The organism is Mesorhizobium sp. M0166 (assembly GCF_040322255.1).
Taxonomy (GTDB): Bacteria; Pseudomonadota; Alphaproteobacteria; order Rhizobiales; family Rhizobiaceae; genus Mesorhizobium.
In genome coordinates this window covers 270,947-297,643 of record NZ_JAMYTD010000001.1, presented here as the reverse complement: position 1 = coordinate 297,643, position 26,697 = coordinate 270,947, and the positions used below count along the sequence as shown (strand labels likewise).

The 26,697-nt window shown below is 64.2% G+C and carries 28 protein-coding genes; 16 read left to right on the top strand and 12 right to left on the bottom strand.

From position 1 onward, the window contains the following. Positions 1–11 precede the first annotated feature (11 nt). Both NKJ46_RS01455 and NKJ46_RS01450 read left to right on the top strand, forming a co-directional pair. A complete protein-coding gene (locus tag NKJ46_RS01455; RefSeq protein WP_352660937.1) occupies positions 12–641 on the top strand; it encodes a LysE family translocator in 630 nt (209 codons plus the stop codon). A 105-nt stretch (positions 642–746) separates the two neighbouring features. Further along, positions 747–1,205, top strand: coding sequence for a hypothetical protein (locus NKJ46_RS01450; protein ID WP_352660935.1), 459 nt, complete (start codon positions 747–749; stop codon positions 1,203–1,205). Positions 1,206–1,276: 71 nt separating this feature from the next. On the opposite strand, the gene NKJ46_RS01445 is transcribed toward NKJ46_RS01450, so the two are convergent. Both NKJ46_RS01445 and NKJ46_RS01440 read right to left on the bottom strand, forming a co-directional pair. After that, positions 1,277–2,029 (bottom strand): crotonase/enoyl-CoA hydratase family protein, encoded by a 753-nt coding sequence (locus NKJ46_RS01445; protein WP_352660933.1) that lies wholly within the window; start codon positions 2,027–2,029, stop codon positions 1,277–1,279. A gap of 53 nt (positions 2,030–2,082) precedes the next feature. After that, positions 2,083–3,846: an acyl-CoA dehydrogenase family protein gene (locus NKJ46_RS01440; protein ID WP_352660931.1), complete on the bottom strand. Its 1,764-nt coding sequence runs from the start codon at positions 3,844–3,846 to the stop codon at positions 2,083–2,085. A 168-nt stretch (positions 3,847–4,014) separates the two neighbouring features. Here NKJ46_RS01440 and NKJ46_RS01435 point away from each other — a divergent pair, with 168 nt between their 5' ends. The 3 genes from NKJ46_RS01435 (at position 4,015) to NKJ46_RS01425 (ending at position 6,149) form a co-directional block, all read left to right on the top strand. After that, positions 4,015–4,353 carry a type II toxin-antitoxin system TacA family antitoxin gene (locus NKJ46_RS01435; RefSeq protein WP_352660928.1) on the top strand — a complete coding sequence of 113 codons (339 nt, stop codon included), beginning with the start codon at positions 4,015–4,017 and terminating at the stop codon, positions 4,351–4,353. Continuing rightward, positions 4,350–4,853 (top strand): GNAT family N-acetyltransferase, encoded by a 504-nt coding sequence (locus tag NKJ46_RS01430; RefSeq protein ID WP_352660926.1) that lies wholly within the window; start codon positions 4,350–4,352, stop codon positions 4,851–4,853. Before NKJ46_RS01435 ends, NKJ46_RS01430 begins: the two co-directional genes overlap by 4 nt. Positions 4,854–5,045: 192 nt before the next feature. Further along, a complete protein-coding gene (locus NKJ46_RS01425; protein WP_352661332.1) occupies positions 5,046–6,149 on the top strand; it encodes a glycoside hydrolase family 25 protein in 1,104 nt (367 codons plus the stop codon). A 21-nt stretch (positions 6,150–6,170) separates the two neighbouring features. Here the strand turns inward: NKJ46_RS01425 and purD are convergent, their stop codons facing one another. After that, positions 6,171–7,448 (bottom strand): phosphoribosylamine--glycine ligase, encoded by a 1,278-nt coding sequence (gene purD, locus NKJ46_RS01420; RefSeq protein ID WP_352660923.1) that lies wholly within the window; start codon positions 7,446–7,448, stop codon positions 6,171–6,173. 156 nt (positions 7,449–7,604) lie between these two features. On the opposite strand from purD, the gene ubiA reads away from it, so the two are divergent. Next, entirely contained in the window at positions 7,605–8,588 is a 984-nt protein-coding gene (gene ubiA, locus NKJ46_RS01415) for a 4-hydroxybenzoate octaprenyltransferase (RefSeq protein WP_352660920.1), read from the top strand. A gap of 172 nt (positions 8,589–8,760) precedes the next feature. On the opposite strand, the gene NKJ46_RS01410 is transcribed toward ubiA, so the two are convergent. The 3 genes from NKJ46_RS01410 to NKJ46_RS01400 all read right to left on the bottom strand — a co-directional run bounded on the left by NKJ46_RS01410 (position 8,761) and on the right by NKJ46_RS01400 (position 11,942). Then, complete coding sequence (locus NKJ46_RS01410; RefSeq protein ID WP_352660917.1) at positions 8,761–9,327, bottom strand: DUF6101 family protein; 567 nt, start codon at positions 9,325–9,327, stop codon at positions 8,761–8,763. 185 nt (positions 9,328–9,512) lie between these two features. After that, on the bottom strand, positions 9,513–10,943 hold the full coding sequence (locus NKJ46_RS01405; RefSeq protein ID WP_352660914.1) for an FAD-binding oxidoreductase: 1,431 nt from the start codon (positions 10,941–10,943) through the stop codon (positions 9,513–9,515). A gap of 18 nt (positions 10,944–10,961) precedes the next feature. After that, positions 10,962–11,942, bottom strand: coding sequence for an L-threonylcarbamoyladenylate synthase (locus tag NKJ46_RS01400; RefSeq protein WP_352660911.1), 981 nt, complete (start codon positions 11,940–11,942; stop codon positions 10,962–10,964). 60 nt (positions 11,943–12,002) lie between these two features. Between NKJ46_RS01400 and NKJ46_RS01395 the strand changes: the two genes are divergently transcribed. Next, positions 12,003–12,533: a hypothetical protein gene (locus tag NKJ46_RS01395; protein ID WP_352660909.1), complete on the top strand. Its 531-nt coding sequence runs from the start codon at positions 12,003–12,005 to the stop codon at positions 12,531–12,533. A 29-nt stretch (positions 12,534–12,562) separates the two neighbouring features. Here NKJ46_RS01395 and glyS read toward each other — a convergent pair whose 3' ends face one another. Next, entirely contained in the window at positions 12,563–15,163 is a 2,601-nt protein-coding gene (gene glyS / locus NKJ46_RS01390) for a glycine--tRNA ligase subunit beta (RefSeq protein WP_352660906.1), read from the bottom strand. Between the two features lie 277 nt (positions 15,164–15,440). On the opposite strand from glyS, the gene NKJ46_RS01385 reads away from it, so the two are divergent. Beyond that, positions 15,441–15,614 (top strand): hypothetical protein, encoded by a 174-nt coding sequence (locus tag NKJ46_RS01385; RefSeq protein ID WP_352660904.1) that lies wholly within the window; start codon positions 15,441–15,443, stop codon positions 15,612–15,614. On the opposite strand, the gene NKJ46_RS01380 is transcribed toward NKJ46_RS01385, so the two are convergent. The 3 genes from NKJ46_RS01380 to NKJ46_RS01370 form a co-directional block, all read right to left on the bottom strand. Next, complete coding sequence (locus tag NKJ46_RS01380) at positions 15,611–16,531, bottom strand: glycine--tRNA ligase subunit alpha (RefSeq protein ID WP_352661329.1); 921 nt, start codon at positions 16,529–16,531, stop codon at positions 15,611–15,613. The genes NKJ46_RS01385 and NKJ46_RS01380 overlap by 4 nt on opposite strands. An 88-nt stretch (positions 16,532–16,619) precedes the next feature. Beyond that, positions 16,620–18,395: a tetratricopeptide repeat protein gene (locus tag NKJ46_RS01375; RefSeq protein ID WP_352661326.1), complete on the bottom strand. Its 1,776-nt coding sequence runs from the start codon at positions 18,393–18,395 to the stop codon at positions 16,620–16,622. A 209-nt stretch (positions 18,396–18,604) separates the two neighbouring features. Then, positions 18,605–19,210, bottom strand: a complete 606-nt coding sequence (locus NKJ46_RS01370) for a TetR/AcrR family transcriptional regulator (protein WP_352660902.1) — start codon at positions 19,208–19,210, stop codon at positions 18,605–18,607. A 104-nt stretch (positions 19,211–19,314) separates the two neighbouring features. On the opposite strand from NKJ46_RS01370, the gene NKJ46_RS01365 reads away from it, so the two are divergent. Beyond that, positions 19,315–20,367 carry an MFS transporter gene (locus NKJ46_RS01365; RefSeq protein ID WP_352660900.1) on the top strand — a complete coding sequence of 351 codons (1,053 nt, stop codon included), beginning with the start codon at positions 19,315–19,317 and terminating at the stop codon, positions 20,365–20,367. Then, a complete protein-coding gene (locus NKJ46_RS01360) occupies positions 20,292–20,747 on the top strand; it encodes an MFS transporter (RefSeq protein ID WP_352661323.1) in 456 nt (151 codons plus the stop codon). The genes NKJ46_RS01365 and NKJ46_RS01360 overlap by 76 nt, the downstream gene beginning before the upstream one ends. 26 nt (positions 20,748–20,773) lie before the next feature. On the opposite strand, the gene NKJ46_RS01355 is transcribed toward NKJ46_RS01360, so the two are convergent. After that, positions 20,774–21,790 (bottom strand): polyprenyl synthetase family protein, encoded by a 1,017-nt coding sequence (locus tag NKJ46_RS01355; RefSeq protein WP_292663011.1) that lies wholly within the window; start codon positions 21,788–21,790, stop codon positions 20,774–20,776. Positions 21,791–21,950: 160 nt separating this feature from the next. Between NKJ46_RS01355 and NKJ46_RS01350 the strand changes: the two genes are divergently transcribed. From NKJ46_RS01350 to moaB, 6 genes are all read left to right on the top strand, one after another. Next, the gene (locus NKJ46_RS01350; RefSeq protein ID WP_023674082.1) at positions 21,951–22,175 is read left to right on the top strand and encodes a putative signal transducing protein; all 225 of its coding nucleotides are present in this window, start codon (positions 21,951–21,953) and stop codon (positions 22,173–22,175) included. After that, on the top strand, positions 22,175–22,975 hold the full coding sequence (locus NKJ46_RS01345) for a tRNA1(Val) (adenine(37)-N6)-methyltransferase (RefSeq protein WP_352660897.1): 801 nt from the start codon (positions 22,175–22,177) through the stop codon (positions 22,973–22,975). The genes NKJ46_RS01350 and NKJ46_RS01345 overlap by 1 nt, the downstream gene beginning before the upstream one ends. Positions 22,976–23,062: 87 nt before the next feature. After that, complete coding sequence (locus NKJ46_RS01340; protein ID WP_352456850.1) at positions 23,063–23,920, top strand: S49 family peptidase; 858 nt, start codon at positions 23,063–23,065, stop codon at positions 23,918–23,920. 81 nt (positions 23,921–24,001) lie between these two features. Beyond that, on the top strand, positions 24,002–24,187 hold the full coding sequence (locus NKJ46_RS01335; RefSeq protein ID WP_292665400.1) for a hypothetical protein: 186 nt from the start codon (positions 24,002–24,004) through the stop codon (positions 24,185–24,187). A gap of 26 nt (positions 24,188–24,213) precedes the next feature. After that, entirely contained in the window at positions 24,214–25,116 is a 903-nt protein-coding gene (locus tag NKJ46_RS01330) for a 4-(cytidine 5'-diphospho)-2-C-methyl-D-erythritol kinase (protein WP_352660894.1), read from the top strand. Further along, the gene (moaB, locus tag NKJ46_RS01325) at positions 25,103–25,645 is read left to right on the top strand and encodes a molybdenum cofactor biosynthesis protein B (RefSeq protein ID WP_352489568.1); all 543 of its coding nucleotides are present in this window, start codon (positions 25,103–25,105) and stop codon (positions 25,643–25,645) included. The genes NKJ46_RS01330 and moaB overlap by 14 nt, the downstream gene beginning before the upstream one ends. A 33-nt stretch (positions 25,646–25,678) precedes the next feature. Here moaB and NKJ46_RS01320 read toward each other — a convergent pair whose 3' ends face one another. After that, positions 25,679–26,653, bottom strand: coding sequence for a phytanoyl-CoA dioxygenase family protein (locus tag NKJ46_RS01320; protein ID WP_352660891.1), 975 nt, complete (start codon positions 26,651–26,653; stop codon positions 25,679–25,681). Positions 26,654–26,697 lie beyond the last annotated feature (44 nt).

Here is a 26,697-nt window from a genome sequence, read left to right as displayed (position 1 = left end):
AGGAGTGATCCATGAGCTTGTTTCTGGCGTTCCTTGGCGTCTCGTTTGTCGTGCTCGCAACACCCGGGCCGGATACCGCCATCACCATTCGAAACACGCTGCTTGGCGGACGCGCAGGCGGCGTGTTCACGGCGATCGGCATCTCCAGCGGCCAGACGATCTGGGCACTGGCCACCAGCGCCGGCATCGTCGCCCTGCTTGTCGCTTCGGAGCCACTGTTTCTTGCCGTCAAATATGCCGGTGCTGCCTATCTCGTCTATCTTGGCGTCAAGGCACTGCAGGATGCGTTACGGCCGCCCCAACAGCACGAGGCGGCTTTCACCACACCAGCACGGCGGCTGACGGCAGCAAACGCCTTTCGCCAAGGCCTGATCAGCGATCTCGGCAATCCGAAGATGGCCGTGTTCTTCGCCAGCCTTCTGCCTCAATTCGTGCCCCCCGGTGGAGCGACCTTCACTGCGCTGCTCGGCCTGGGGGCAGTCTTCGCCGTCATGACCTTTGCCTGGCTGACGCTTTACGCAACGGTCGTCGCCAAGGCAGGCGATTTCCTGCGCCGGCCGTCGATCCGCCGCGTCATCGAGGGCGTGACCGGAATGGTGCTGATCGGGCTCGGCATCCGGATCGCGACCGAGCACCGGTGACGGTTGAATGGTTCCTGACGAACCATGCATAGTGAACCAAGGGAATGTGCACGCCGCCCAGCGGTGCCCCAGGCCTTGTGAGTCGCTTGGCACCCAGGTCAGGCCATGGCGCCTGCGCCGAACAACCCAGAACTCCCCGGGCTACAGAGACCTTGTGCTTCCAATTCCCACTATCACGATCTCGTGTGCGTGAAACGTTCCAGCTTGCCGGAACGAACCAGGGAAGGGCTCAACGCGCCGCTGGCGCAAATTCAGGAGGAAGCAATGCATTCACTCAGGTTGGTCACGATGGCCGGTCTTGCCTGCCTTTTCGCTTCGCAAGGCTTTGCGGAGGACGCGATGGGGACAATGACAGTGATGAAGGGTGGGGAGGTCATGGCGATCATGCCCGATGGACATATGGGCACCATGATGCCCGACGCGAAGATGAGCGCCGAAATGATGAAAATGGCGAAACCGATCAAGCATTGCATGATGTTGATGACCGACGCCAAAGGCAAGACATTCATGATCGACACGTCTTCGGCAAAGGCCCAGGCCGAATGTAAAAAAATGGCGATGTGATAAAGAGATCATGGCAAGAAACCCGCCGGTTGCTGCCGGCGGGTTCACGATGCCAGACAAGGCCAGATGGTCTAGGCCTTTTTCCTGGTCATGAAGGCCGTCAAGGCCGCGCGGGCCTCGTCGGATTTGAGCCGCTCGCGGAAATGCTGGCTTTCCTGGCCGATGCGCTCGACAACGTCTTCGCGCGAGCCGCGCATCAGGTCGCGCGCGATCCTCAGCGCTTGCGGCGGTTTGGCAGCGATCTGGCCCGCCGCCGCCAATACCGATGCCTCGAGTTCTTCCTCCTCGACCACCTCGTAGATCAGCCCGGCGGCCTTCGCCCGCTCGGCCGAAAAGCCCTCGCCGAGGCCAAGCAGCGCGAAGGCGCCTTGCCGGCCGAGGATCTGCGGTGCGAGCAGGCTCGAACCGGCCTCCGGCACAAGGCCGAGGTCGACGAAGGGCGTCCGGAATATTGTGCGCGGCGTGGCGAAGGTCAGGTCGCAATGCAGGTTGAACGTGGTGCCGATACCGACCGCAATGCCGTCGACGCCGGAAACCATCGGCTTTTCCACCTTGGCCAGCGCCATCAGGAAATCCCAGACCTCGGTACCGCCTTCGCCGCCCGAGGCGACGACCATGAAATCGGCAAGGTCGTTGCCGGACGAGAAGGCGCCGGGCGCGCCGAGAAAGACATGGACGCGGATCGCCGGATCGGCGTCGCCGCCGGCAAGAGCCGCCGACATCGTCGCGTACATGGCGCGGGTCAGGGCGTTCTTCTTGTCCGGACGGTTGATGCGGATGATCTGGATGGCGCCCTGGCGTTCGACGAGGATGTGGTCTGTCACGGATTGGTCCTTTGTGAATTTCGGGCCTTTGTGAATTTCGGGCGTTGCGAACCTCAGGCTGAAATCAGCGCCTTGCCGGCAGCGGCAAGGCTGTCGGCGCCGCCGATGACGCGCTCCTTGAGCGCGCCCACCTCGCCAAGCAGGTTTTCGGCGAAGAAGCGGCACAGCCCGATGCGGTTTTGGTCGGCAAGCGCGCCGCGCGCCAGATAGGCGCCACCAGCGGTAAGCGAGATCAGCCTGAGATAGGGTGTGGCGCCGGCCAGCGCCTCGTCCGAACGGCCTTCGGCTTGCAGGTCTTGCAGGAAACGGCTCGCCTGTGACAGGTCGTCGAGCGCCTGGTCGAGGCGATCGGCGGTGCGGCCGAAGCCTTCGAGGTTCGACGCTCGCACCGCATCGGCGACGGTCTTAAGTTCGGCGATGTAGCCATGCACATGCCGGCCGCCGGCGAGCGGCAGCTTGCGCGTCACCAGATCGATCGCCTGGATGCCATTGGTGCCTTCGTAAATGGGCGCGATGCGCGCGTCGCGATAAAGTGCTGCGGCCCCCGTCTCCTCGATGAACCCCATGCCGCCATGCACCTGCAGCCCGAGCGAGGCGACCTCGACACCGACATCGGTGGAAAATGCCTTGGCCAGCGGCGTCAAAAGATTGGCGCGCTCCTGCCAGTGCTTTGCATCCTCGCTCTGCGACGCGAGATCGATGGCGTGGGCGCAGGAATAGCAGATGGCGCGGGCAATCTGGGTCAGCGCCTTCATGGTCAGAAGACTGCGCTGGATGTCGGGATGATGCACGATCGGCGCCATGCCGGCACCGCGATAGCTCGCCGCCTTGCCTTGTCGGCGGTCGTTTGCATAGGCGAGCGCCTTCTGCGTCGCCGCCTCGGCGACCGCCACGCCCTGCATGCCGACGGCAAGGCGCGCATTGTTCATCATGGTGAACATGCAGGCGAGGCCCTTGTTCTCCTCGCCGACCAGCCAGCCGATCGCGCCGGGCCTGCTGCCTTCGAAGCCATCGCCATAGATCATGGTGCAGGTCGGCGAAGCGTGGATGCCCAATTTGTGCTCCAGCCCGGAGCAGAAGACGTCGTTGCGTGCGCCCGGCGCGCCATCGTCGCCAACCAGGAATTTCGGCACCAGGAACAGCGACAGGCCGCGCGTGCCGGGCGGCGCGTCCGGCAGCCGCGCCAGCACCAGATGGATGATGTTGTCGGTGAAATCGTGCTCGCCATAGGTGATGAATATCTTTTGCCCGAAGATGCGGTAGGTGCCGTCGCCGGCCGGTTCGGCGCGGGTTCGCAAGGCATTCAGATCCGAGCCTGCCTGCGGCTCGGTCAGGTTCATGGTGCCCATCCATTCGCCGGAGACCAGTTTTTCCAGATATCTGGCCTTGAGTGCCTGCGAGCCATGCTTGTCGAGTGCTTCGACCGCGGCCATGGTCAGCGTCGGGGCGATGCCGAACGCCATCGAGGCGGAGTTCCACATTTCGAGCGCGGCGACGCCGAGCATGGTCGGCAGCGCCTGGCCGCCATACGCTTCCGGCGCGGACAGCGCATTCCAGCCGCCGCCGATCCAGCGGCGATAAAGTTCTTTCCAGCCGAGCGGGGTAGTGACGGCAGCGCCGTTGAGCACCGCGCCGTGCCGGTCGCCGACCGCATAGAGCGGCGCCACCTCCTCGCTAGCGAAGCGGCCGGCCTCTGCCAGAATGGCGTCGACGAGGTCCTCGCCGAGTTCGCCAAAGATGGCGGCATCGAGCGCCGGCTTCAGGCCGGCGACATGTTTCAGGGTGAAGGCGATTTCCTCGACCGGTGCCCGATACATGGCCTTCGCTCCTCCTCAGCCCAGCGGGTCAACTTAAGACCCGCGCCGACGCAAAACCATCTGCTTTTGGAATTGTCAGCCCATCTTCTTTTTACGTAAACGTCAACTTTTGTCACGCGGATTTTGCAGTTGCTGCCTCGCCTCAAAATTACAAGTCGGACCATGCACTTGACCTGTACGGCTAATTCCCGTACAAGTCGTCCATCAGGGGTGAAGATAGTGCCAAACCAACAAACGCGTACCGCTCGTCTCGAAGCTCGTATTTCGCCGGATATTCTGGACGTGGTGAAACGCGCCGCCGAAATCCAGGGCCGCAGCGTCAGCGACTTCGTGGTCGCTGCCGCTCAAGAGGCGGCTCAGCGTACCATCGAGAGCACCACCATCATGCGTATTTCCGTCGAGGATCAGCGCGCCATGATGGAGGCAATTCTCAATCCGCCCGAGCCCAATGAAGCACTTCGCAAAGCTGCCGACGCCCACAAGCGCCTTGTCATCGAATCCCGGTGAATTTCGCCGTCATCATCGAACCGCTCGGCGGATCGCATGATCGCAAGGCTTTCAGTTGTGGGGTGTCGGCGCTCGACCGTTATATCCGGGAGCAAGCCAGCCAAGATGTCAAACGCCGAGTCGGCAATTGCTTCGTTGCCGTGGATCGCGATGGCGGCGCGATCGCCGGATACTACACTTTGGCGGCGTCGAGCATACCAATCGCGTCCTTGCCTGACGAACAGACAAGACATCTGCCACGCTACCCGGTCCTGCCTGCGATATTGGTCGGCAGGCTGGCCGTCGATGCCCGATACCAGGGGCGGCGGATCGGGTCGGCGCTGATCGTGGATGCGCTACGACGCAGCGTTGGCGCTGCCCCGGCAGCCTTCGCGTTGATTGTCGATGCAAAGGATGACCAGGCGGTCGCGTTTTATCGCAAACATGGCTTCACCTCATTTCAGAGCCGCCCGCTATCACTGTTCCTGCCCATAGCAACAGCGTTGAAACTATTTGGCTGACAATCGCAACCATCGCTTTCCTCTAGAGGAGCACCAAGGGTCCCTTCGCCTGCGCTCCAACTCGCCCCCTCGGCACCCGAAGCATTTCCTTAACCATGGCGGCTCAGGATTGGGCTTTGGCCAGCAAGGACCTGCTGTTTGAAAACGCCGGCGCACCCTCTTATCCGCTCAGCGCTTCTCCTTGTCGCCGCGATGACCCTGGCGCTGACGCCGGCAAAGGCCTCGGATTTCTCCGAACCGTGGAAGGATGCGGACCGGGCGCTGGTCGTCGACGCCTACGAATACAACTCCATCGACTGGACCCGGCTAGCCGCCGACAAGCGTCTTGTCGGCTTCATCAACAAGGCATCCGACGGAATGCCGCCACCCTATTTCTGTTTCGGCGACGAGACCGAGATGCGGCTGTGCAAGACGCTTTGGAAGCGCCATGCGATGGCACAGGAACTGTTCCAGACGCGCAAGGTGGTGGCCAAGGCGCTGGGCCTGAAATGGGGTGCCTATCATCTCGCCCGGCCCGGCAACCCCGTGGGACAGGCCAATAATTTCATCAATTTCGTGAAACCCGGGCCGGATGACCTGCTTGCCCTCGATATCGAGGACGATGATCCGACGCAGTGGATGTCGCTCGAGGATGCCGAGGAATTCGTGCGCCATGTGCATCGTCGGGTTGGCCGCTTTCCGGTGCTCTACACCAACGGCACGACGGCCAGGCATATCGCCGGCAACAAGTATAAATACCCGCTCCTGTCCCGGCTGCCGCTGTGGTATGCGCGCTACAAGCCAGACATCGATGTGCATTTTCCGATGGGCAACTGGCAGGGCTATGCGCTCTGGCAGTTTTCGGCGCGAGCCAATTGCGGCCGGTTCCGCTGTCCTTACCGGGTCGCGGGCACACCCAACGATATCGACGTCAGCGTCGCGCCGATGAACGCGACGGAATTGCGCGCGCAGTGGCCGTTCGGCGGCCTGATCGACGTGCAGCCGGATTACCTCGCCTCGATACCGGTGCCGCTCTCACGCGAGGCCGGGCTCGCCGGCACTGCCATGACCTACGCCACTGTGGCAGCACCCCCGAGCCTCGAGCAACTGGTCGCGGTATTCAGAAGGCGCCTGGCCAAATTCAGCAGCGGCTTTCAAACGCCTACGGCCAAGACCGCGCCGAGCCTTCCGCGCGGGATTGCCGAATATGTTGCCTGGACGCGAAACGAAGAGCGCCTGGCATCGGTGTCTGCAATTGCCCCCGCCGCCGATGCGGTCAGCAGCGTCTCGACCGGATTCGATCGGGGCCTGCGTTGAGCTCGAGGCCCGCCTTAAGCGTCAGTTCGACTGCTCGCGCGCCACTGCCAGCCAGCCAATGTCGCGGCGGCAAAAGCCTTGCGGCCAGTCGATCCGGTCGAGCGCGGCGTAGGCCTTCTTCTGCGCCTCTCCGACGGTACGGCCGGTCGCCGTGATGTTGAGCACGCGACCGCCATTGGCGACGAGTGCGCCGCCGTTTATGGCGGTGCCGGCATGAAATATCTCGACGCTCTCACCTGCCGCCGCCTCGACGCCGCGAATGACCGAGCCCTTTTCCGGCGTGCCGGGATAACCCCTGGCTGCCATCACCACGGTGAGCGCCGCCTCGTCGCGCCAGCGCACCGAGGTGTGCGCCAGCTGGCCGTCGGCGGCGGCGTTGAGCAGGACGAGCAGATCGTCCTTCAGCCGCATCATCAGCACCTGGCATTCCGGGTCGCCGAAACGGGTGTTGTATTCGATCAGCTTCGGCCCCTTGTCAGTGATCATCAGCCCGGCGAACAGCACGCCGGAAAACGGCGCGCCTGTTTCAGCCATGCCGCGCATGGTCGGCTCGACGATCTCGCGCATGGTGCGGTCGATCATCTCCGGCGTCATCACCGGGGCCGGCGAATAGGCGCCCATGCCGCCGGTGTTCGGGCCGGTGTCGCCGTCACTGAGGCGCTTATGGTCCTGCGCGGTACCGAAGGGCAGCGCGGTGGTGCCGTCGCATAGGCAGAAGAAACTTGCTTCTTCGCCGACGAGAAACTCCTCGACCACCACTTCCGCGCCGGCCTGGCCGAAGGAGCCGTCGAAACAGGCGTCGAGCGCGGCCCGCGCCTCGTCAAGCGTCATGGCGACGGTGACGCCCTTGCCGGCAGCGAGGCCGTCGGCCTTGATGACGATCGGCGCGCCCGTCTTCTCGACATAGGCCTTAGCCGAAGCCAGATCGCCGAACCGGCCATAGGCGGCGGTCGGGATGCCGTATTTGGCGCAGAGGTCTTTGGTAAAGCCCTTCGAGCCTTCCAGCCGCGCCGCTGCCTTTGACGGGCCGAAGACGCGGATGCCCTCGGCGCGCAGGTCGTCGGCTATGCCGGCGACCAGCGGCCCTTCCGGTCCGACCACGACGAGGTCTATTTCATTCCCGCGGCAAAACCGGACCACCGCTGCGTGATCCGCAATATCGAGCTTCACCAGCTCGGCTTCGCGGCCGATGCCCGGATTGCCGGGCGCCGCGTAGAGTTTGGTCAGCAGCGGCGACGCCGCGATCTTCCAGCCAAGCGCATGTTCTCGTCCGCCGGAGCCGATCAACAAAACACGCATGTCCAGATTCCTCGTCATTCCAAGACCAGGACTGCGCTATTGCGCCGCGCGCGACGGGTCAAGACATTTGGCTGGCGAAGCGCCGATTGCGCGTGGCGAGCGTGCGGGGCCTGCTTGACGCTTGACGGCATTCGCCTCTGCTGCCACTCCAGCAAAATGGAAACCGTCCAGTCGAAAGCGGCCCAGGGCCGCGTCGCCGATGCGCCGAGCGGCCACTGGGTCTATCGCGCGCTGCCGAGGGGGTTGTGGCCCTATGCGCAGCTTGCCCGGTGGGACCGGCCGATCGGCTGGCAATTGCTGCTGTGGCCATGCTGGTGGTCGGCTGCCCTTGCCGCGAGCGCCTATCCACGTCCGTCGGATCCGCTGCTCTCGCTGTTGCCGTCGCCCTGGTATCTCCTATTGTTTTTTCTTGGCGCGTTCGCCATGCGTGGCGCCGGCTGCACCTACAATGATTTGGTCGACGAGGACATCGACAACCAGGTGGAACGCACGCGCTCGCGGCCGCTGCCGGCCGGCAAGGTCACGCGCCGGCAGGCCTGGATGTTTGTTGTCGTGCAGGCACTGGTCGGCCTTGCCGTGCTTTTGCAGTTCAACAGCTTCGCCATCTCGCTCGGCATCGGCTCGCTGGTCATCGTCGCCGTCTACCCATTCATGAAGCGGTACACCAATTGGCCGCAACTCATTCTCGGCCTTGCCTTTTCCTGGGGAGCGCTGATGGGATGGGCGGTCGAGTTCGGCGATCTCGATGGGCCGGCAATCATGCTCTACATCGGCTCGATCCTGTGGGTGATCGGCTACGACACGATCTATGCGCATCAGGACAAGGAAGACGACGCCATCGTCGGCGTGCGCTCGACGGCGCGCCTGTTCGGCGACAATACCAAGGCCTGGCTGGCCGGGCTTTATGGCGGAGCGCTGGTCTGCTTCGCCATTGCCTTTGCCTCGGCGCAGGCACCCGTGCCGGCGCTGGCCGGGCTGATCGCCGCCGGCGCGCATATGGCACGGCAGACCGCCGTGCTCGACATCGACGATCCGGACCAGTGCCTAAGACTGTTCAGATCGAACAACCAGGTCGGCTGGCTGATCTTCCTCGGCCTGATCGGCGGCGCGGCTTGGGTGGCGCTGAAGCGGCTGGTTTAGGCGCCTTTTCCCTTCTCCCCCTGTGGGAGAAGGTGGATTGGCGCGTAGCGTCAAGACGGTTGAGGGGTGTTAGAAGAAATGAGGCGTTGGCCTTCCCTGGAACACCCCTCATCCGACCGAGCTCCGCTCGGCCACCTTCTCCCACAGGGGGAGAAGGAAGAGGCGCTCAGGCCTACTCCCGCGAAATAAGCTCCTCGCCGCCGATGACCAGCCTGAGGCCGAGGTCGCCGGCGCGGCGGCGGGCGAGGAAGCGCGGGCGGCGCATGGTCGAGACGCGGCCCTTGCGGCGGTCCTGCGCCGGCAGCGCCTGGATGGCGGCGCCGAGCGATTCTTCCAGCGTGCGGGCAATGCCGTCGGCCTCGATCAGCAGCATCGGCAGGCGGTAGGCGTCGGCCCAGGCGCGCCAGTCGGCGGCGACGTCGTCGAGATCGTCGGCGACCAGCAGCGGCACCGACAGCATCGGGTCGTTGTGCAGAAGCTCAAGCGTCACTGTGACATTGCCATCCGGATCCTCCATGGCGCGGGCGGCGACGCCGCGAAACGCGTTGGCGGGCAGAGCGATGATCGCCGGCACGCCGCTCATCTCCAGCGTGCGGCGGATAACCGCGCCGCGCTGGTCGATGGTGAAGGTGACGTCGCCATAGTCGTCGCGCGTGGCGTAGCTCACCACCTGCGGCAGGCGGAATGGGTCGAGACGCATATTGCGGCCGGCCCAGACTGGCTTCAGTCCAGTGTTCATATCGTGCCTTTCCTGTTTCTCCTGAGAGCCGGTGTTTCCGGTTCTCCGGGCCGGTTTTCCCAGCCTCGTTGTGGAGAAACATTAGCGCGAGCTTCTTATCCTCGCGCTTAAGAAAGTCGGTTAAATTTTGCTGATCCGGGGCGGATGGTTATCGGAATGCCAACCGGCACTGACCGGCGAAAGGATCAGATAACCTTACCCGGATTCATGATGCCGGCCGGGTCGAACGCGGCCTTCACCCTGCGCATCAGCTCGATCGCCATCGGCGGTGCCGTCGCGATCAATTCGTCCCGCTTCAACTGGCCGATGCCGTGCTCGGCCGAGATCGAGCCGTGAAACGAGCGCACGACGTCGTGCACGGCCTTGTTCATGACGTGATAAAGGCCGAGAAACATCTCGTCGTCACCGTCGACCGGCCGGGAGATGTTGTAGTGCAGGTTGCCGTCGCCCATGTGACCGAAGCAGACGACGCGCGCGCCGGGACTGACCGATTGCACGGCGCCGGCGGCCTTTTCGATGAAGGGCGGGATCGACGCCACCGGCACCGAGATGTCGTGCTTGATCGAGGCACCTTCCGGTTTCTGCGCCTCGGGCAGCACCTCGCGGAAATTCCAGAACGCATCGCCCTGAGCCATGCTTGCCGCGATCACGGCATCGCCGACGATCCCTTGCTCGAGGCCTGCCTCCAGCACCTCCTCGATCAGCGCCCGTGCATCCTCGGCCGAGCGGCCCGACGAGATCTGCATCAGCACATACCACGGCCAATCGCCGGCCAGCGGCCGCGCCACGCCTTGTGCGTGGGCAAGCGTGAAGTCGTAGGGCCTCTGGCCGATCAGTTCGAAGGCGGTGAGCGCTGCCCCGGCACGGTCCATCGCCAGGCTGAACAGCGACAGTGCCGCCTCCGGCGATGACAGGCCGGCAAACGCCACCTCGCGCCCCTTGGGCTTGGGGAAAAGCTTGAGCACGGCAGCGGTGATGATGCCGAGCGTGCCTTCCGCGCCGACGAACAGGTTCTTCAAATCGTAGCCGGTATTGTCCTTTTTCAGCTTGCGCAAATCGTCGAACACTTCGCCGGTCGGCAGCACCACTTCGACGCCGAGGCAGAGCTCGCGCGCATTGCCGTAGGCAAGCACGCCGGTGCCGCCGGCGTTGGAGGATAGATTGCCGCCGATCTGGCAGGAGCCCTGCGCGGCAAGCGACAGCGGAAACAGCCGGTCGGCGGCATCGGCCGCTTCCTGCAGCGTCTGCAGGATGACGCCGCTTTCGACCGTCACCGTGTTGGACAGTGTATCGATCTCGCGGATGCGGTTCAGCCGCGACAGCGACAGCACGATCTCGCGGCCGGATGCGTCCGGCACCTGGGCGCCGACCAGCCCGGTGTTGCCGCTTTGCGGCACGATTGGCGTGCCGGTTTCGCTCGCCAGCCGCATGATGCGGCCGACCTCCTCGACGCTGCCCGGCCTCAGCACCAGGGCCGTCCTGCCGTGCCAAAGTCCGCGCCGCTCGGCGAGGTAAGGCGCGATGTCCTGCTGGTCGCGCAGTGCATATTTATCGCCGACGATTGTCGCAAAGCGCGCGACGACGGCGGGGTCGAGGTCGGGGGAAATGTCGTTCATGGGTGGAAACTATGGTGCTCAATCCATCTTGTCACGCGGGGCGATCTTGTCACGCGGGGCGGCGGCGCGCGAAAGCCTGTCGTTGATCGCCTCGCCCAACCCGTCGAACGGGATCGGCTCGACGGCGATGGTTTTGGCGCCGCTGCGATCGAGATCCTGCAGATGAGCGAAGAGATTGCTTGCCGCCTCGCGCAGGTCGCCGGTCTCCGACAAATTGCGCAGTGCGGCTGCATCGCGCCAGCCTTCGGCACGGCGGCCACCGAAGGCCAGCAAGGCTTCGCCTGGGGCGACCTCCGCAGCATTGAGCCGCACCGCCGCACCTGGTGCATAGTGCGAGGCAAGCATGCCGGGCGCCTCGACGACCGAAGCGCCGCGCAGCAACTTTGTCCCGGCGACCGCTTCGATCTCTTCGGCGGCAATGCCGCCCGGCCGCAGCAGCCGCAGCTTTCCAGCTTCGACCTTGACGATGGTCGATTCCAGCCCGACCGGCGTCGCGCCGCCATCGACCACAAGCTTGATCCTGGGACCGAGGTCGGCGGCCACGGCTTCGGCCGTCGTGGCGCTGATCCTGCCCGAGGAATTGGCACTGGGCGCCGCAAGAGCGCGGCCGAACCTGGCGATCAGCTCGCCGCCAAAGCCTTTCGGCATGCGCAGCGCGATCGTGTCCAGCCCTGCGGTGACCAGCGGATGAATGCCGTTGCCGGGCCGTTGCGGCAACACCAGCGTCAGCGGTCCCGGCCAGAATGCCTGCGCCAATCTTTCCGACAGCGGATCGAACCGCGCGATGCGCTCGGCCATAGCCGGATCGGCTATATGGGCGATCAGCGGGTTGAAGCGAGGGCGGCCCTTGGCTTCGAAGATACGAGCCACGGCAACGCCATTGGTCGCGTCGCCGGCCAGCCCATAGACGGTCTCGGTCGGGATGGCGACGACATCGCCGCTCTCGAGCAGCGCCAACGCCCTTTCCATCGCCTCGCCGACGGCACGAATTTCAGCCACTGTCGTTACCTCACGGATGCGGCTGCCTAATACGGCGACGCCGGGCGAGCAAGCCCGGCGTTGGCGAATCGCAAATCGTTAAAATGCTATGTTTCCCCGCAAGCCGGTATCAATTGCCCTCGGCTAAAGGTGCTGTGTTGTTGGGCAAGGGGGATTGTTATGCGTTCGATGCGTATCGTTGGAGCGCTTGGTCTGGCGTTTATGGCCGGCACGGCACAGGCCTCGTCGCTGGTTTTTCTCGGGCAAACGACCGCGACGCCTTCTGTGGTAAGTGCCAGCGCGCTCGAGCGGGGGAAAACACCGTCGATCGTCGTGCTCGGCGAGAAGTTGCCCAACGTCAATGAAACCGTCACCGATGAAAAGGTCGCGGCCATCCCGAGCCAGCCGAGTCATGGCTTCACCGCAAGCCCGATGATCATTCGCGGCGGTATCGTCGGCGATGCCTTTGCAACGCCCGCACCCAAGGCCGTGCCGGCCACCGCTGCCGCGCCGGCCGCGGACAGCAAGGCCGATCCAAAGGTCGCCAGCAAAACTCCTGAACCGGCGGCACCGCAGCCGGCGCCGCTAGCAGCTCCCGACCAGCCAAAATAGGGCCTGAAGCGAAGATTTCTTCGCGGACGTCAGCCGGCTATCTTCGGGAAATCGGCGACCCGATCGGTCGCCGCGCGGATGCGGGCGAGCAACGCCAGGCGATTGGCGCGCACCGCCTGGTCCTCATCGTTTACGAGGACTTTCTCAAAGAATGAATCAACCGGCTCGCGCAACACGCTAAGCGCCAGCATGGCGGCGGAAAAGTCTTCGTTTTGAATTGCTTCGCCGGCTTGCCTCTCGGCCTGATTCACCGCCGCGAACAGCTTCTTTTCCGCATCTTCGCGGAAAAGCGCCGGCTCGACACGGTCGGCGATCAGCGTGTTCTTCTTCTCCTCGGCGGCGAGAATGTTGGCCGCACGCTTGGTGCCGGCAAGCAGGTTCTTGCCATCCTCGGTATCGAGGAAAGAGCCGAGCGCTTCGACGCGGCGGACGATTTGCAGCAGGTCGTCGTTTTGTAATTGGCCAATCTCCCCCCTTGTGGGGGAGATGCCCGGCAGGGCAGAGGGGGGCGCCTCGCGCCGAGAGGCCGGCGGGACAGCGCCCCCCTCTGTCGGCTGCGCCGACATCTCCCCCACGAGGGGGGAGATTGGGCGCGAACCTGCCGCCAGCACCGCGTCAATCAGGTCATGCCGCGCACCCTGGTCGCGGAGATAGACCTTCAGGCGATCGTGAAAGAAGGACAGGAGGTTGTTGATCTCTTGCTGCTGCCTTTCTTCGGAACGCTCAAAGGTATTGTTTGAGATCGCGGAATCGCGTTCGATGACGAGATCGGTAAGCGAATCTCCTCCGAGTTGCTGCTCTAGCTCCGCAGCAATTTCGAACTGTCGGTCGAGTTTGGGATCGCGTATGTGATCTGCAATATCTTCGGACGCGATATTGGCCACAGATTTCAGGGACAACCTAATCCCGTTCTCGATCAGTATCCTCGTTACCCCCAGCGCCGCCCTCCTCAGCGCATAGGGGTCCTTCGATCCCGTCGGCTTTTCATCAATCGCCCAGAACCCGACCAGTGTATCCAGCTTGTCGGCAAGCGCTACTGCGATCGAAACCGGATCGGTGGGAACACGATCTGACGGTCCCTGCGGCTTGTAGTGTTCCTCGATCGCCGCGGCGACGGAAGGATGCTCGCCCTGCAGCAGCGCGTATTTGCGGCCCATGGCGCCTTGCAGTTCCGGGAACTCGCCGACCACCTCCGTGGTGAGATCGGCCTTAGCCAGAACGGCAGCGCGGCGGGCGAGCGCGGTAATCTCCCCCCTCGAGGGGGAGATGTCGCCGAAGGCGACAGAGGGGGTCGTCCCGCGTGGAGCGCCGACTTCCTTTTGCTTCGAAAGGCCAGATCGCGTCGCGTCAGCCGAAGCGACCCCCCCTGGCCTGCCGGCCATCTCCCCCTCGAGGGGGGAGATCGACTGCGCCACGATTGGTGCCAGTTCTTCCGCCAACCTGGCAATCCGCTCCACCCGCTCGCCTTGCGTACCGAGCTTGGCATGAAACGTCACATTGAGATGGTCGAGGCGGGCCATGCGCTGGTCGAGCGGCTTTTTGAGATCAAGTCCGAACTTTTCCGCCGATGCCTGCAGCTGGTCGAGATCCGGCAGGTCACCCTGGTCGGTCTTCCAAAAATAGAGCGCGTCGGACAGGCGGGCGCGCACCACCTTGCCGTTGCCGTGGGCGATCTCCTTGCCGCCATCCTTGGCCTCGATATTGGCGGTCAGGATGAAACGATTGGAGAGTTCGTCGCCCGCGCCGTGCGGTCGTGTCACGAAGCACTTCTGGTTAGCGCGGATGGTGAGCCGGATCACCTCGGCCGGTATGGCCAGAAAATCCTGCTCGAATTCGCCCATCAGTACGACCGGCCATTCGACCAGGCCCGACACTTCCTCCAGCAGGCCCTCGTCCTCGACGAGGTCGAGCCCGCTGGCGAAGCCGAGATTCCTGGCATCGGCAAGAATGATCTCCTTGCGCCTGTCGGCATCGAGCACGACCTTGGCCGCCTCAAGCTTGGCGACATAATCGTCGAAGCGGCGCACCGTGATGGCGCCCGGCGCATGAAAACGATGGCCGTAGGTGACATTGCCGGAGCGGATGCCGTCGATCTCGAAATCGACCACCACCGGCTCCTCGGTTTCGGGGCCGAAGGTGCACAGGATCGATTGCAGCGGCCGCACCCAGCGCAGCGAGCCGGGCTTGGCCGAAGCCGGCCCCCAGCGCATCGCTTTCGGCCAGGGGAAGTTGCGGATGATGCCCGGCACCAGCTCGGCGATGATCTGCTCCGCCGGCCTGCCCAGCCTGGAAATATGGGCGACATAGAAGTCGCCCTTCTTCGGATCGGAATGAACATGCGCCTCGGCAATCGAGGCAAGGCCGGCCTTGCGCAGAAAACCTTGCACCGCCGGCTCGGGCGCCTTGGTCGAGGGGCCCTTGATCTCCTCACTGATGTCCTTCGAGCGGGCGGTCAGGCCGCGAATGTCGAGCGTCAGCCGGCGCGGCGTCCAATATTCGCGCGCAGCCTCATAGGTCAGCCCGGCTTCGACCAGACCGTCGGTCAGCAGCTTCCTGAGATCGCCGGCCGCCTTGCGCTGCATGCGCGCGGGGATTTCCTCGGAACGAAGTTCTAGAAGCAGGTCAGGCATTGAAAGAGCTCACGCGACAAAAAACAGCCGCCGCTTGGCGGCGTCCTCCCCCATCGAGGCGGAGGTAAGCGGGGCATAGCAACTCGGTCGGCTGCTGTCACCCTTCCCAGCAAGATCGGGCCAGCACGATCAGGGCGTCCAACGGCGATTTCCGAAAAAATTCAGCCGCCTGTCGGACACGCGCCGGTCCGCCCGTCCTTGGATCAAAGATTTCCATGAACCGAACGCAGCGCTGAAGCGACCAACGCTCAGGCAGAGAGCTATTGGCTGAACGACCATGAAAACGGCATCGACATTCCTGCAGATCCTCGCGCTCAGCGCCTGTTTTACAGCGCAGGTGCATGGCACGTTCTCGATGCCCGGCGTCAGGCAAGCGCTGCGGACAATAGCCGGTGCAAGCGGCCAAGGTGCGTTACAAATCAGCGCTCCTGCCGAAATCGCCTGGAGCTAAGCCGCCATTCCACCCGCCTGCGTCAGCAGAAATGCCTCGCCGCAGGCCTTGGCCAGATTGCGCACCCGCAAAATATAACTCTGGCGCTCAGTGACCGAAATCACGCCGCGGGCGTCGAGCAGGTTGAAGACGTGGCTGGCCTTGATGCATTGGTCGTAGGCAGGGAAGACCATGCGGTGCATCGCTAGATTGTCGTTCGACGCCGGCGCGCCGGCTTCGAGCAGCGCCTTGCACTCGGCTTCGGCGTCTTCGAAATGGCGCAGCAACATCGCGGTGTTGGCGAATTCAAAATTGTGGCGCGAATATTCCTGCTCGGCCTGCAGGAAGACGTCGCCATAGGTCACCTTGTCGGCGCCTTCGCGGCCGTTGAAGTTGAGGTCGTAGACGTTGTCGACGCCCTGCACATACATGGCCAGCCGTTCCAGCCCGTAAGTGAGCTCACCCGCCACCGGTGCGCATTCGATGCCGCAGACCTGCTGGAAATAGGTGAACTGCGAGACCTCCATGCCGTCGCACCAGCACTCCCAGCCCAGCCCCCAGGCGCCCAGCGTCGGGCTTTCCCAGTCGTCCTCGACGAAACGGATGTCATGCAGCAGCGGATCAATGCCGATCGCGGCCAGCGAGCCGAGGTAAAGCTCCTGCAGATTGGGCGGATTGGGCTTCAGGATCACCTGGTATTGGTAATAGTGCTGCAGCCGGTTCGGGTTCTCACCATAGCGGCCGTCCTTGGGGCGGCGCGAGGGCTGGACATAGGCGGCGTTCCAGCGTTTTGGGCCGAGCGCGCGCAACGTCGTTGCCGGATGGAATGTGCCGGCGCCGACTTCCATGTCGTAAGGCTGGAGGACCACGCAGCCATAGTCCGCCCAGTAATTATGCAAGGTCAGGATCAGCCCCTGGAACGAGCAGCTGGGATGCATGTGGGCAGGGATATCAACGGTCACGGCGGCCTCCGGCGGGATGCGGCACCTCGTAGAGTGCCGCTCCGCGACCGTCAAGGCGATGGGATCACCCCTTCGGCGCGGGCGCCGGCACGGGCTTTACGTTCGGGGTTTCCTGCGCCGTGTTGGATTCGATCGGCGGCAGGCCCTTCATCAGCTTTTGCTGCAAGGTGGCAAGCACGTCCGGGTCCGGCTTCAGGTCGCGGGCCTGGTTCCACTGGAAGGTGGCTTCCAGCTTGCGGCCAACGCGCCAGTAGGCGTCGCCGAGGTGATCGTTGAGCACGGGATCCTCTGGCTTCAACGAAACGGCGCGTTCCATTTCGCGCACCGCGTCGTCGAACTGGCCAAGGCGGTAATAGGCCCAGCCCAGCGAATCGACGATGTAGCCGTCGCTCGGCCTCAGGTCGACGGCCTTCTGGATCATCGCGAGGCCTTCCTTGAGGTTCATGTTCTTGTCGACCCAGGAATAGCCGAGATAGTTCAGGACCTGCGGCTGGTCGGGGTAGAGCTCCAGCGCCTTGCGGAAATTCGGCTCGGCCTTCGGCCATTCCTTCAGCCGCTCATAGGCGATGCCGCGCTGGTAGAAGATGTTCCAGTTGGCGGCGGTCGGCGTCTTCAGCACCTCGACCGCCTTGTCGTAAAGATTGGCGGCGGAGCGGAAATCCTCCTTCGAGGAATAGACGCCGCCGAGCGCCAGATAGGCGCGCATGTCGTCGGGATGCGCATCGACGATAGCCTTGAGGTGGGTGATCGCCTCGTCGTTGCGGTCGAGATCGGCAAGGTTGAGGCCAAGCTGCAGGTCCGAAAGCTCCTTAAGCGGCGAACCGGCGGGGATGCGGCGATAGAGCGCGATGGCGCCCTCGCCGTCCTTCAGCTGCTCGGCAACGGCGGCAAGCTGAACGAGCGCCGCGTCATTGTCGGGCCGCAGCGCCAGCGCATATTGCAGATAGAGCCGCACGAACGGCTCGCCGCCGCCGCGGTTGAGCGCGGTGGCGAGATCGAGCAGGATTTCCGAGGCGCCGTCGGACGGACCGGCAACGAAGGGCTCGATTTTTTCGCCCTTGTTGATCTTGTCGCGAAGGGCCGCAATCTCGACCTTCCCGGGCGCAAACGCCTCGGCCTTGTCGAGCACCGACAGCGCCTTAGCCTTGTCGCCTTTGCGTGCGAGGAAAGAGGCGTAGGCCTGCGCGTTGCGCATCCATGTTTCGGGGGCCGCACCGCCTGCCGCCGTGTCCTGCAGGGTGGCGGTGTAGAGCGCATCCGCCCTGTCGGGCAGGCCGGAGGCGTCGGCGATCAAGGCACGGTGGAAGGACTTGAACAGGCTGAACCAGTCGGGGCCTTGCAGCTTGTCGATGGAAGCCATGGCCTCGCCGGCGTCACCCGCACCTTGCTTGGCCCAGCCGGTCATGACGCCGGAGATCAGCCGGTCGAGATCGGATTCGAGCGACAGCTTGAGCCAGTATTCGGCCTTAGAGAAATCCTTCTTGTGGAAGGAATCGATGGCCAGCGCCAGGCGCGAGAAGCGCTCGACGTCGGGAACCGCCTTGAGCTTGTCGGCATAGACCAGGGACTCGTCGAAGCGCCCCTGCGCGATCAGCGACAGCATCAGGCTCTGCTGCAGTCCCGTATCGTTCGGATCGAACGCAAGCGCCTGCTTGTAATAGGAAATGGCGCTGTCGAGGTCGTTGTCGCCATCGGCAATCCGCGCGGCGAGATAGGCTCCCGAGAAGGATGTGATCCTGACCGGCTCGGCGGTCTGTTTGGCATGCGCCGGCAAAGCCGAGATCGCCATGCCCGTCGCGATTGCCAGCCCCGTCAGCCAGCGCGCATATCCTTGCCGCATCATATCCCTTTCAGCCAAACGCCATCTCCGCGTCAGCGGGATCGCCGTAGACTCGATCTTTCCAGGTAAAGCATGGCCTTTTTGGGGTCGTGCTTCAACCCGGCCCGAATTCACAATCGGGTCAAGCAATTAATAAACCATACCGAAAGAGGTCGCACGACCGCATTGCGACAATCCGGCAATGGGAGACCGGCGTCACGGCCCCGAACTCAGGACGTTTGCGAAAGCCTTGCGTCGAGCGCCTGCATGGCGACGGTGACAAGATCGTGCAGCCGCTTTTTCGGCACGCCGTCGCGTGCCTGCACCGAAAGGCCGTGCATCAGCGTGGCGTAATAGTCACCCAGCGCCTCGGCATCGGTGTCCGGCTTCAATTCGCCATCGCGCACCGCTTGCTTCAACCGCTCGACGATCGATGCGGTACGCGCCAACCGGTGCTCCGCCAGCCATTGCAGCACGGCGTCATTTTCGACGGCGCAATTGGTGGCGGCCGTCACCACCATGCAGCCCTGCGGCCGCCCCGGCCTGGTATAGATTTCGACGGCGTCGCGAAGCACGCGCTCGATGACGCGCCGGACGTTTGGTTCTTCCTCCAGCGCCCGCGTGGCGAATCCGCCCTCATTGGCCTCGTAAAGTGCCACCGCTTCGCGAAACAGGTCCTCCTTCGAGCCGAAGGCGGCATAAATGCGCGCCGATGCGAGACCAAGCGCCGATACGAGATCGGCCATCGAAGTGCCCTCGTAGCCGCGCCTCCAGAAAGCGTCGCGGGCTTTCTCCAAGGCATGGTCGCGATCGAACTCCCTTGGCCTGCCTGCCATGGCGGTCTCCAATTTTTGTCGATCAACAAATAATCCGCTTGACTTCGGATTGCAAATCTCAATTCTTTGTCGATCATTAAATAATTGTCGACAAGGAGTCCCACATGAGTTCACTCGATCAAGGCGCGCCGCTCGGGGCAATGGCAGCGCAAGGAGCAAGCAGGGCGAAACATGGCGCAACGCTGGCGCTCCTCGCCTTCGCGCAGCTCATCATCTCGCTCGACCTCAACATCGTCTTCGTGGCGCTGCCGGAGATCGGCGCCGGCCTCGGATTTTCAGGCCAGACCCTGCAGTGGGTGGTCAGCGCCTATACCGTCTTCACCGGCGGCTTCCTGCTGTTCGGCGGCCGGGCCGCCGACCTGATCGGCCAGCGCCGCGTCTTCATCTTCGCGCTCTGGCTCTACGCGCTCTCATCTCTGGTCGGCGGCCTCGCCTGGTCGCCGGAAATCATCATCGCGGCACGCGCCGTACAAGGCATCGGCGCCGCGTTCCTGTTTCCTGCGACGCTGTCGCTGATCAACCGTCTGTTCGCCGAGGGAGCGGAACGCAACCGGGCGCTCGCCGTCTGGGGCGGCGCGGGCGCCAGCGGCCTGACGCTCGGTTCGCTTGCCGGCGGGTTTCTGACCAGCGCCTTCGGCTGGCCGTCGGTCTTCTACGTCAACGTGCTGTTGGCCGGGATCGCCATCATCGCGGCTTTCGCCATCATCCCGCGCGATCGCAAGCGGCACGAGCAGCGCAGCTTCGATATTCCGGGCGCACTGACCGTCACCGCCGGCGCGACGCTGCTTGTCTTCACCCTGGTTCAGGGGCCCGAATATGGCTGGGGATCGACCGCAATCATCGCCAGCGCGGCACTGGCCGCATTCTTCCTGATCGCCTTCACCGTGATCGAGGCGACGAGCGCCGACCCGCTCATGCCGCTGCGCTTGTTCCACAACCGCAGCCTCGTCGCCGGCATGACGATCACCTTCCTCTACATGGCCACTTTCGGAGCGCTGCCCTACTTCCTCACCGTGCTGCTGCAGAACGTGCACGGCTTCACCGCCTTGCAGACGGGCCTCGCCTTTCTCGTGCGGTCGCCATCGCCACCGGCACGCAAGCCGGCGAGCGTCTGGCGACGCGCTTTTCGACACGCAGCACGCTGGTCGGCGGCATGATCGTCGGCGCGGTAGGCACAGCATTGATGGTATCAGGCGCGACCGCGGAGAGCAGCTATCTGTCCCTCGTACCCGGCCTGATCGTCTCCGGCGTCGGACAAGGCATCGTCTGGACCGCAATGTGGATTGCCGCCGCTTCCGGCGTTGCCCTTGACCAGCAAGGCGTCGCCTCGGGCATGGCTTCGACGACGCTCAATGTCGGCAACGCCATCGGCATGGCCGTGCTGATTGCGATTGCGAACAGCCAAATCGGCGAATTGTCCGGCGATGCCTTGAAAACCGCCGTCGCAGACGGCATCCAGGTCGCCTTCTGGCTCGCGGCGGCGGGCATCGTCGTCAGCCTGCTCGCGGCAATCGTTCTTCCGGCGAAGGCTCGATGAGAACAGGCGCGGGGCGCTGACGCCTCTCAGTTCACCCGGCTGATGCAGAAATCGATGACGTCGATCAGCGCCGATTTCTGCGGCGTCGCCTCGAGCGGTGCCAGCGCGTCGCGGGCGATTTCGCCGAAATGGCGGGCGCGCCCGATGGTGTCGGCAATCGCGCCGTGGCGGAGCATCAGGCCGATGGCCTTCTCCAGCCCGGCATCGTCGGCGGCATTGTCCTCGATGGCGCGTTTCCAGAAGCTGCGCTCGGCCTTGGTGCCGCGCCGATAGGCGAGGATCACCGGCAGCGTCACCTTGCCCTCGCGGAAATCGTCGCCGACATTCTTGCCGAGATCCTTGCTGGTGCCGCCATAATCCAGCGCGTCATCGATCAGCTGGAAGGCAAGGCCGAGATTCATGCCGTAGGAGCGGAGTGCTGCGCGATCGTTGCGCGTCGCCTGGGCGATGACCGGGCCGACCTCGGCGGCGGCTGAGAACAGCGCCGCGGTCTTGGCCTTGATCACCGCGAAATGCTCGTCCTCGGTGGTTTCGAGGTTTTTGGCGGCGGCAAGCTGCATCACCTCGCCTTCGGCGATCACCGAGGCCGCACTCGACAGGATGTCGAGCGCTTCCAGCGAGCCGACATCGACCATCATGCGGAAGGCCTGGCCGAGCAGGAAATCGCCGACCAGAACACTGGCCTGGTTGCCCCAGATCATGCGCGCCGTCTTCTTGCCGCGCCGCATGCCGCTTTCGTCGACAACGTCGTCGTGGAGAAGTGTCGCTGTATGCATGAATTCGACCGATGTGGCGAGCTTGACATGGCCGTCACCGGAATAGCCGAACATCTGGGCGGCGGCGAGCGTCAGCATCGGCCGCAGCCGTTTGCCGCCGGACGAGATCAAATGGTTGGCAATCTCCGGAATCATCTCGACATCGGAGCCGGCCTTCGACAGGATCAATTTGTTGACGCGCCCCATATCGGCGGCGGTCAGGTCGATGAGGTCCTTTATCGAGGCGGCTTCGCGCTTCCCGTTTTCAATGTTGAGAACGACACCCACGGCAAAACTCCCAACCTCGATATGCACGACGGCAACATGGTCCCTGGACAGACTCTAGGGTGTCACCCACCGGTGCGGCAAGAGGCGAATTGGCGCGCCGGCTCTGGTACATGATCACGCCTACGTTTACATCAACGCCGCAAACTGCGAGTTTCATCCGATGATAGAGCTCATCCGCACCAACGACGCCGTCATCATTTCGTTTGTCGAATCGCTGATGCGCGATGCCGGTATCGGCTGTTTCGTCGCCGACCAGAACATGAGCGTGCTCGACGGCTCGATCGGCATCCTGCCCCGCCGTGTCATGGTGGACGCCGACAAGGCCGATGCGGCACGGCGCATCCTGACGGATGCCGGCATCGCCAACGAGATCCGCCAAAAATAATGTCCGCGTCGCCCGCTGCCCTTGTCCCGGACATGCCGGCTCATACGGTCGATGCCTTCCATCGCGGTCGCTTCTGGCTGGTGCAGCCGAGAAAGGCAGGCCACCGCGCCGGCATGGATGCGATGATGCTGGCGGCTGCGGTGCCGTCCTCGTTCGCCGGGCGGCTTGCCGACTTTGGCGCGGGCGCGGGTGCCGCCGGCCTGGCGGTACTGTCGCGCTGCCCCGGTGCCGCGGCCGTGCTCGTCGAGCGTTCTCCGGAAATGGCGGCCTTCGCCACAACCACGCTTGCCCATCCCGGCAATGCGCATCTCAGCGACCGCGCTTCGGTGCTCGTCGCCGATGTCGCGCTTTCGGGCCGGGCGCGAACGGCCGCCGGCCTCGAGGACAACAGCTTCGATTTCGTTATCATGAACCCGCCGTTCAATGCCGCCGTGGATCGAGCGACGCCCGATCCGCTGAGAAAGGCCGCGCATGTCTCGGAGGACGGATTGTTCGACAGCTGGATCCGCAGCGCGGCCGCGGTGGTCAGGCCGGGCGGCGGGCTGGCCGTCATCGCCCGGCCGGAACAGCTCGGCGCCATCCTCGATGCCATTGCCGGCCGCTTCGGCGACGCCGAGATGCTGGCCGTCCATCCTCGCCCCGAAGCGGCGGCGATCCGCATCGTCGTCCGGGCAGCACTCGGCGCACGCGGCAAACTGTCGATCCAGCCGCCGCTGATGCTGCATGCCTACTCAGGCAATGGCCCTTCGGAGAGGGCAGAGTTGATCAATAACGGGCTGGCGTCGCTGTTCGGAGATTGATCCATTTTGATTGCCAGGGTGACGGCATTGCCGTTGGCCGGCGAATTCCTACATGCCTCAAGCAAATCGACCGGAGACCGCCCCCTCGTGAAACGCCTTTTCAACCGCCTGCTGCCGAAATCCTGGCGCTCCACCGTCGTCACCATTCCGGTCATCCGGCTGCACGGCACCATCATGCCCGGCGGCGGCCAGTTCCGGCCCAGCCTGTCGCTCGCTTCCACCGCCGGTCTTCTCGAAAAGCTGTTTTCATTCGACGCGCCGGCGGTCGCCATCTCGATCAATTCGCCAGGTGGCTCGCCGGTGCAGTCGCGGCTGATCTTCAGGCGCATCCGCGACCTGGCCAGCGAGAAGAACAAGAAGGTCCTGGTTTTCGTCGAGGACGTGGCGGCATCGGGCGGCTACATGATCGCGGTCGCCGGCGACGAGATATTTGCCGACCCGTCCTCCATCGTCGGTTCGATCGGCGTGGTGTCGGCCTCGTTCGGCTTTCCGGAGCTGTTGAAGAAGATCGGCGTCGAGCGCCGCGTCCACACCGCCGGCCAGAACAAGGCGGTGCTCGACCCGTTCAAGCCGGAAAAGAAGGAAGACGTCGAGCGCCTGAAGGCGCTGCAGCTCGAGGTCCACGAGACCTTCATCGATCTCGTCAAGGACAGGCGCGGCAGCAAGCTGAAGGACGATCCCGACCTGTTCACCGGCCTGTTCTGGACGGCCAAGAAGGGGCTCGAGCTCGGGCTGGTCGATGCGCTCGGCGACATGCGCAGCGTGCTGAAGAGCCGTTTCGGGCCGAAGACCCAGCTCAAGCTGATCACCGCGCCGCGCGGCCTGTTCGGCCGCTTCGGCCTGTTCGGCTCGAGCTTTTCGGCGCCCGATATCGCCGCCGCCGCGGCAAGCGGCGTCATCGATGCGGCGGAAGAGCGCGCGCTGTGGGCGCGCTTCGGGCTTTGAAAAGCCGGTGAAAACGTCTAGCATAAATCATCAACCGACCCGACCGGCCGCTCCGCCGGCCTTGCGAGGGAGGAGTTTGACATGCCGCAGATCATTTTCTTCGCCGTCGTCGGCATTGCCGCCTATTTCGGCTACCGCTCCTTCGTCAGGGAAGCCGAGCGGGTGACCGCCAAGGTACGTCGGGCCGAAAAGCAGACGGCCAACGGCACAATGGGAACACTGGTCAAGGATCCGAAGACCGGCGAATACCGTCTGGCCAAGGATTGACCGTCGTCCCCCTCGCAGCCGAGCCAATGAATTCCGGGGCCAGCATCCGGGTGTCGCATGCGCATGCCAAGATAAATCTCGCGCTGCACGTCACCGGCCGGCGCGCCGACGGTTATCACACGATCGAAAGCCTGGCCGTGTTCACGCGCTTTGGCGACCGCATCGAGACGGAACTTGCCGACAGCGATGGGTTTTCGGTGTCCGGCAAATACGCCTCCGCAGTACCAGCCGACGACGGCAATCTGGTCGTGAAAGCGCGCGACGCGGTACGGCGCGAGGCCGGTCTCCAGCAGGCGCCGGCTGTCGCCATCAGGCTCGAAAAGAACCTGCCGGTCGCGTCCGGCGTCGGCGGCGGATCGAGCGACGCGGCGGCGGTGCTGCGCGCCCTGGTCCAGACCTGGGGACTTGATGTCGGCGATGCCCAACTGGCGCGGATCGGCCTGTCGCTCGGCGCCGACGTGCCGATGTGCTTGGCAGCCAAGCCGCTGATAGCCCGCGGTATCGGCGACGAGCTGACGCTCGTGCCGGGTTTCCCGGCGCTGGGTCTGGTGCTCGTCAATCCCGGCACTGCCGTCTGGACGGCCGACGTGTTCGAGGCGCTTGGCCGCCGCGACAATGCGGGGCTGCCGCCGCTGCCGCGCAACCTAGACTTCCACAGCATCCGCAACTGGCTGGAGATCACCCGCAACGATCTCGAGCCTGCGGCGCGCGCAATCCAGCCCGCCATCGGCAAGGCGCTTTCCGTGCTGAACAAGGCCGGAGCCGGTTTTGCCCGGATGTCGGGTTCCGGCGCCACCTGCTTCGGCCTGTTCGAGACCGGCAATGTGGCCAAGCGCGCAGCCGTCGATATCCGCGGCCGCCATCCTGACTGGTTTGTCGCAGCGACGCGAAGCGTGACATCGGAGGCTGATGCCCATGGCCAGGATTGACGAGAGCCGCCCCTTCGTTCCCGTGCGCATCGCGGTACTGACCGTTTCCGATACGCGCAGCCTCGCCGATGACAAATCCGGGCAGACGCTGGCCGACCGCATTGCCGAGGCCGGCCATGTCCTGGCCGCCCGCGACATCGTCACCGACGATCGCGACAAGATCCGCGACAAGGTCCTGGGTTGGTCGAGGGACGAAGCGATCGATGTCGTCATCACCACCGGCGGCACCGGCTTCACCGGCCGCGACGTGACGCCGGAAGCGCTGGAGCCGATCTTCGAAAAGCGCATGGACGGCTTTTCCGAAGTGTTCCACCGCATCTCCTACGACAAGATCGGCACTTCGACGATCCAGAGCCGGGCAACTGGCGGCGTCGTCAATGCCACCTTCGTCTTCGTGCTGCCGGGCTCGCCCGGCGCCTGCAAGGACGCCTGGGACGGCATCTTGAAGCCGCAGCTCGACTATCGGCACATGCCCTGCAACTTCGTCGAGATCATGCCGCGCCTGGACGAGCATTTGCGCCGCGGCTGAGACGGAGCGAGGCGTCAGCCGGGCGATCCCGCCTCAGCGAATGACCGGCTCGCCGTGAAACCGGCGGCGCGACGGCGGTGACACGCCGAAGCCGACTTCCATCATCAGCCGCGGCGTGCGCGTCGGCACGGTGCCCATATGGAAGCCGAACGGGTCCTCGACAAAGCCGAGACCGGCCTGCCCGGTCAGCGTGACCGGGCTCTGCTCGCCATAGACGCCCAGCACCTCTTCCGCCGAATGGCCGACCAGAAGCGTCAGCTGGTGCTTCAGGATGCGGCGGTTGTGGGAGCCGCGGACATAGACATGCGGCCCGGTGTCGGCGTCGACCGGCACCAGGTAGAAAAAGAACTTCAGCATGCGCCAGTCGTCGAGGTCGAAATGGTATTTGCCGAGCGAGGCCATGTTCTTGTCGGCGTCGGAGACGCCACCGGTCGGAAAGCTCCACCAGATGCGGGTGGTGATCAGCTTGGCCTGGCTGCCGAGATAGTGCGCTGCGACATCGAGAAGCAGCGGATCGCGCTGCACGGCGACCGCAGCGTTGCAGTCGAGGACCCGCTCGAAATAGTGGCCGCTGAGCAGCGGGCGGCCGAAATGCTTTTCGGCATCTGCGTGTTTTTCCGGCAGGAATTCCAGCCGGCGGTCGAAATTGCCGAAGCATGGCGTGCGCTCGGCGAAGCGGGCAATCTCCTCATGGATGGCGGCTGGCAGCATCAGGCCCGAATAGAGCCCCTCCGTCCGCAGCGCGCCGACGACGGCATCGCGATCGACGCCGGCGAACATCGTTTCAGCGACATTACGCGCCGGCGGAACCGGCTTCGCACCGCGCCAGTGCAGGCGCCGCGCCGGCATGGTGCGGGCCAGCATGAACATCGGCAGCCATGCCGGATTCTCGCGAAGGTCGGACAGATAGGTCGGGATGCGGGCGGCGATGCGGCGCAGCGTGCCGCCGTTTCGTGCGATCGCCTCGAGGCTTGCAGCGCCGGACTTGTCAGGGCTTGAAAGGGTCATCGGCGTCCTCAAAATATCGAGGGAACAGCATCGACGACAGTCGT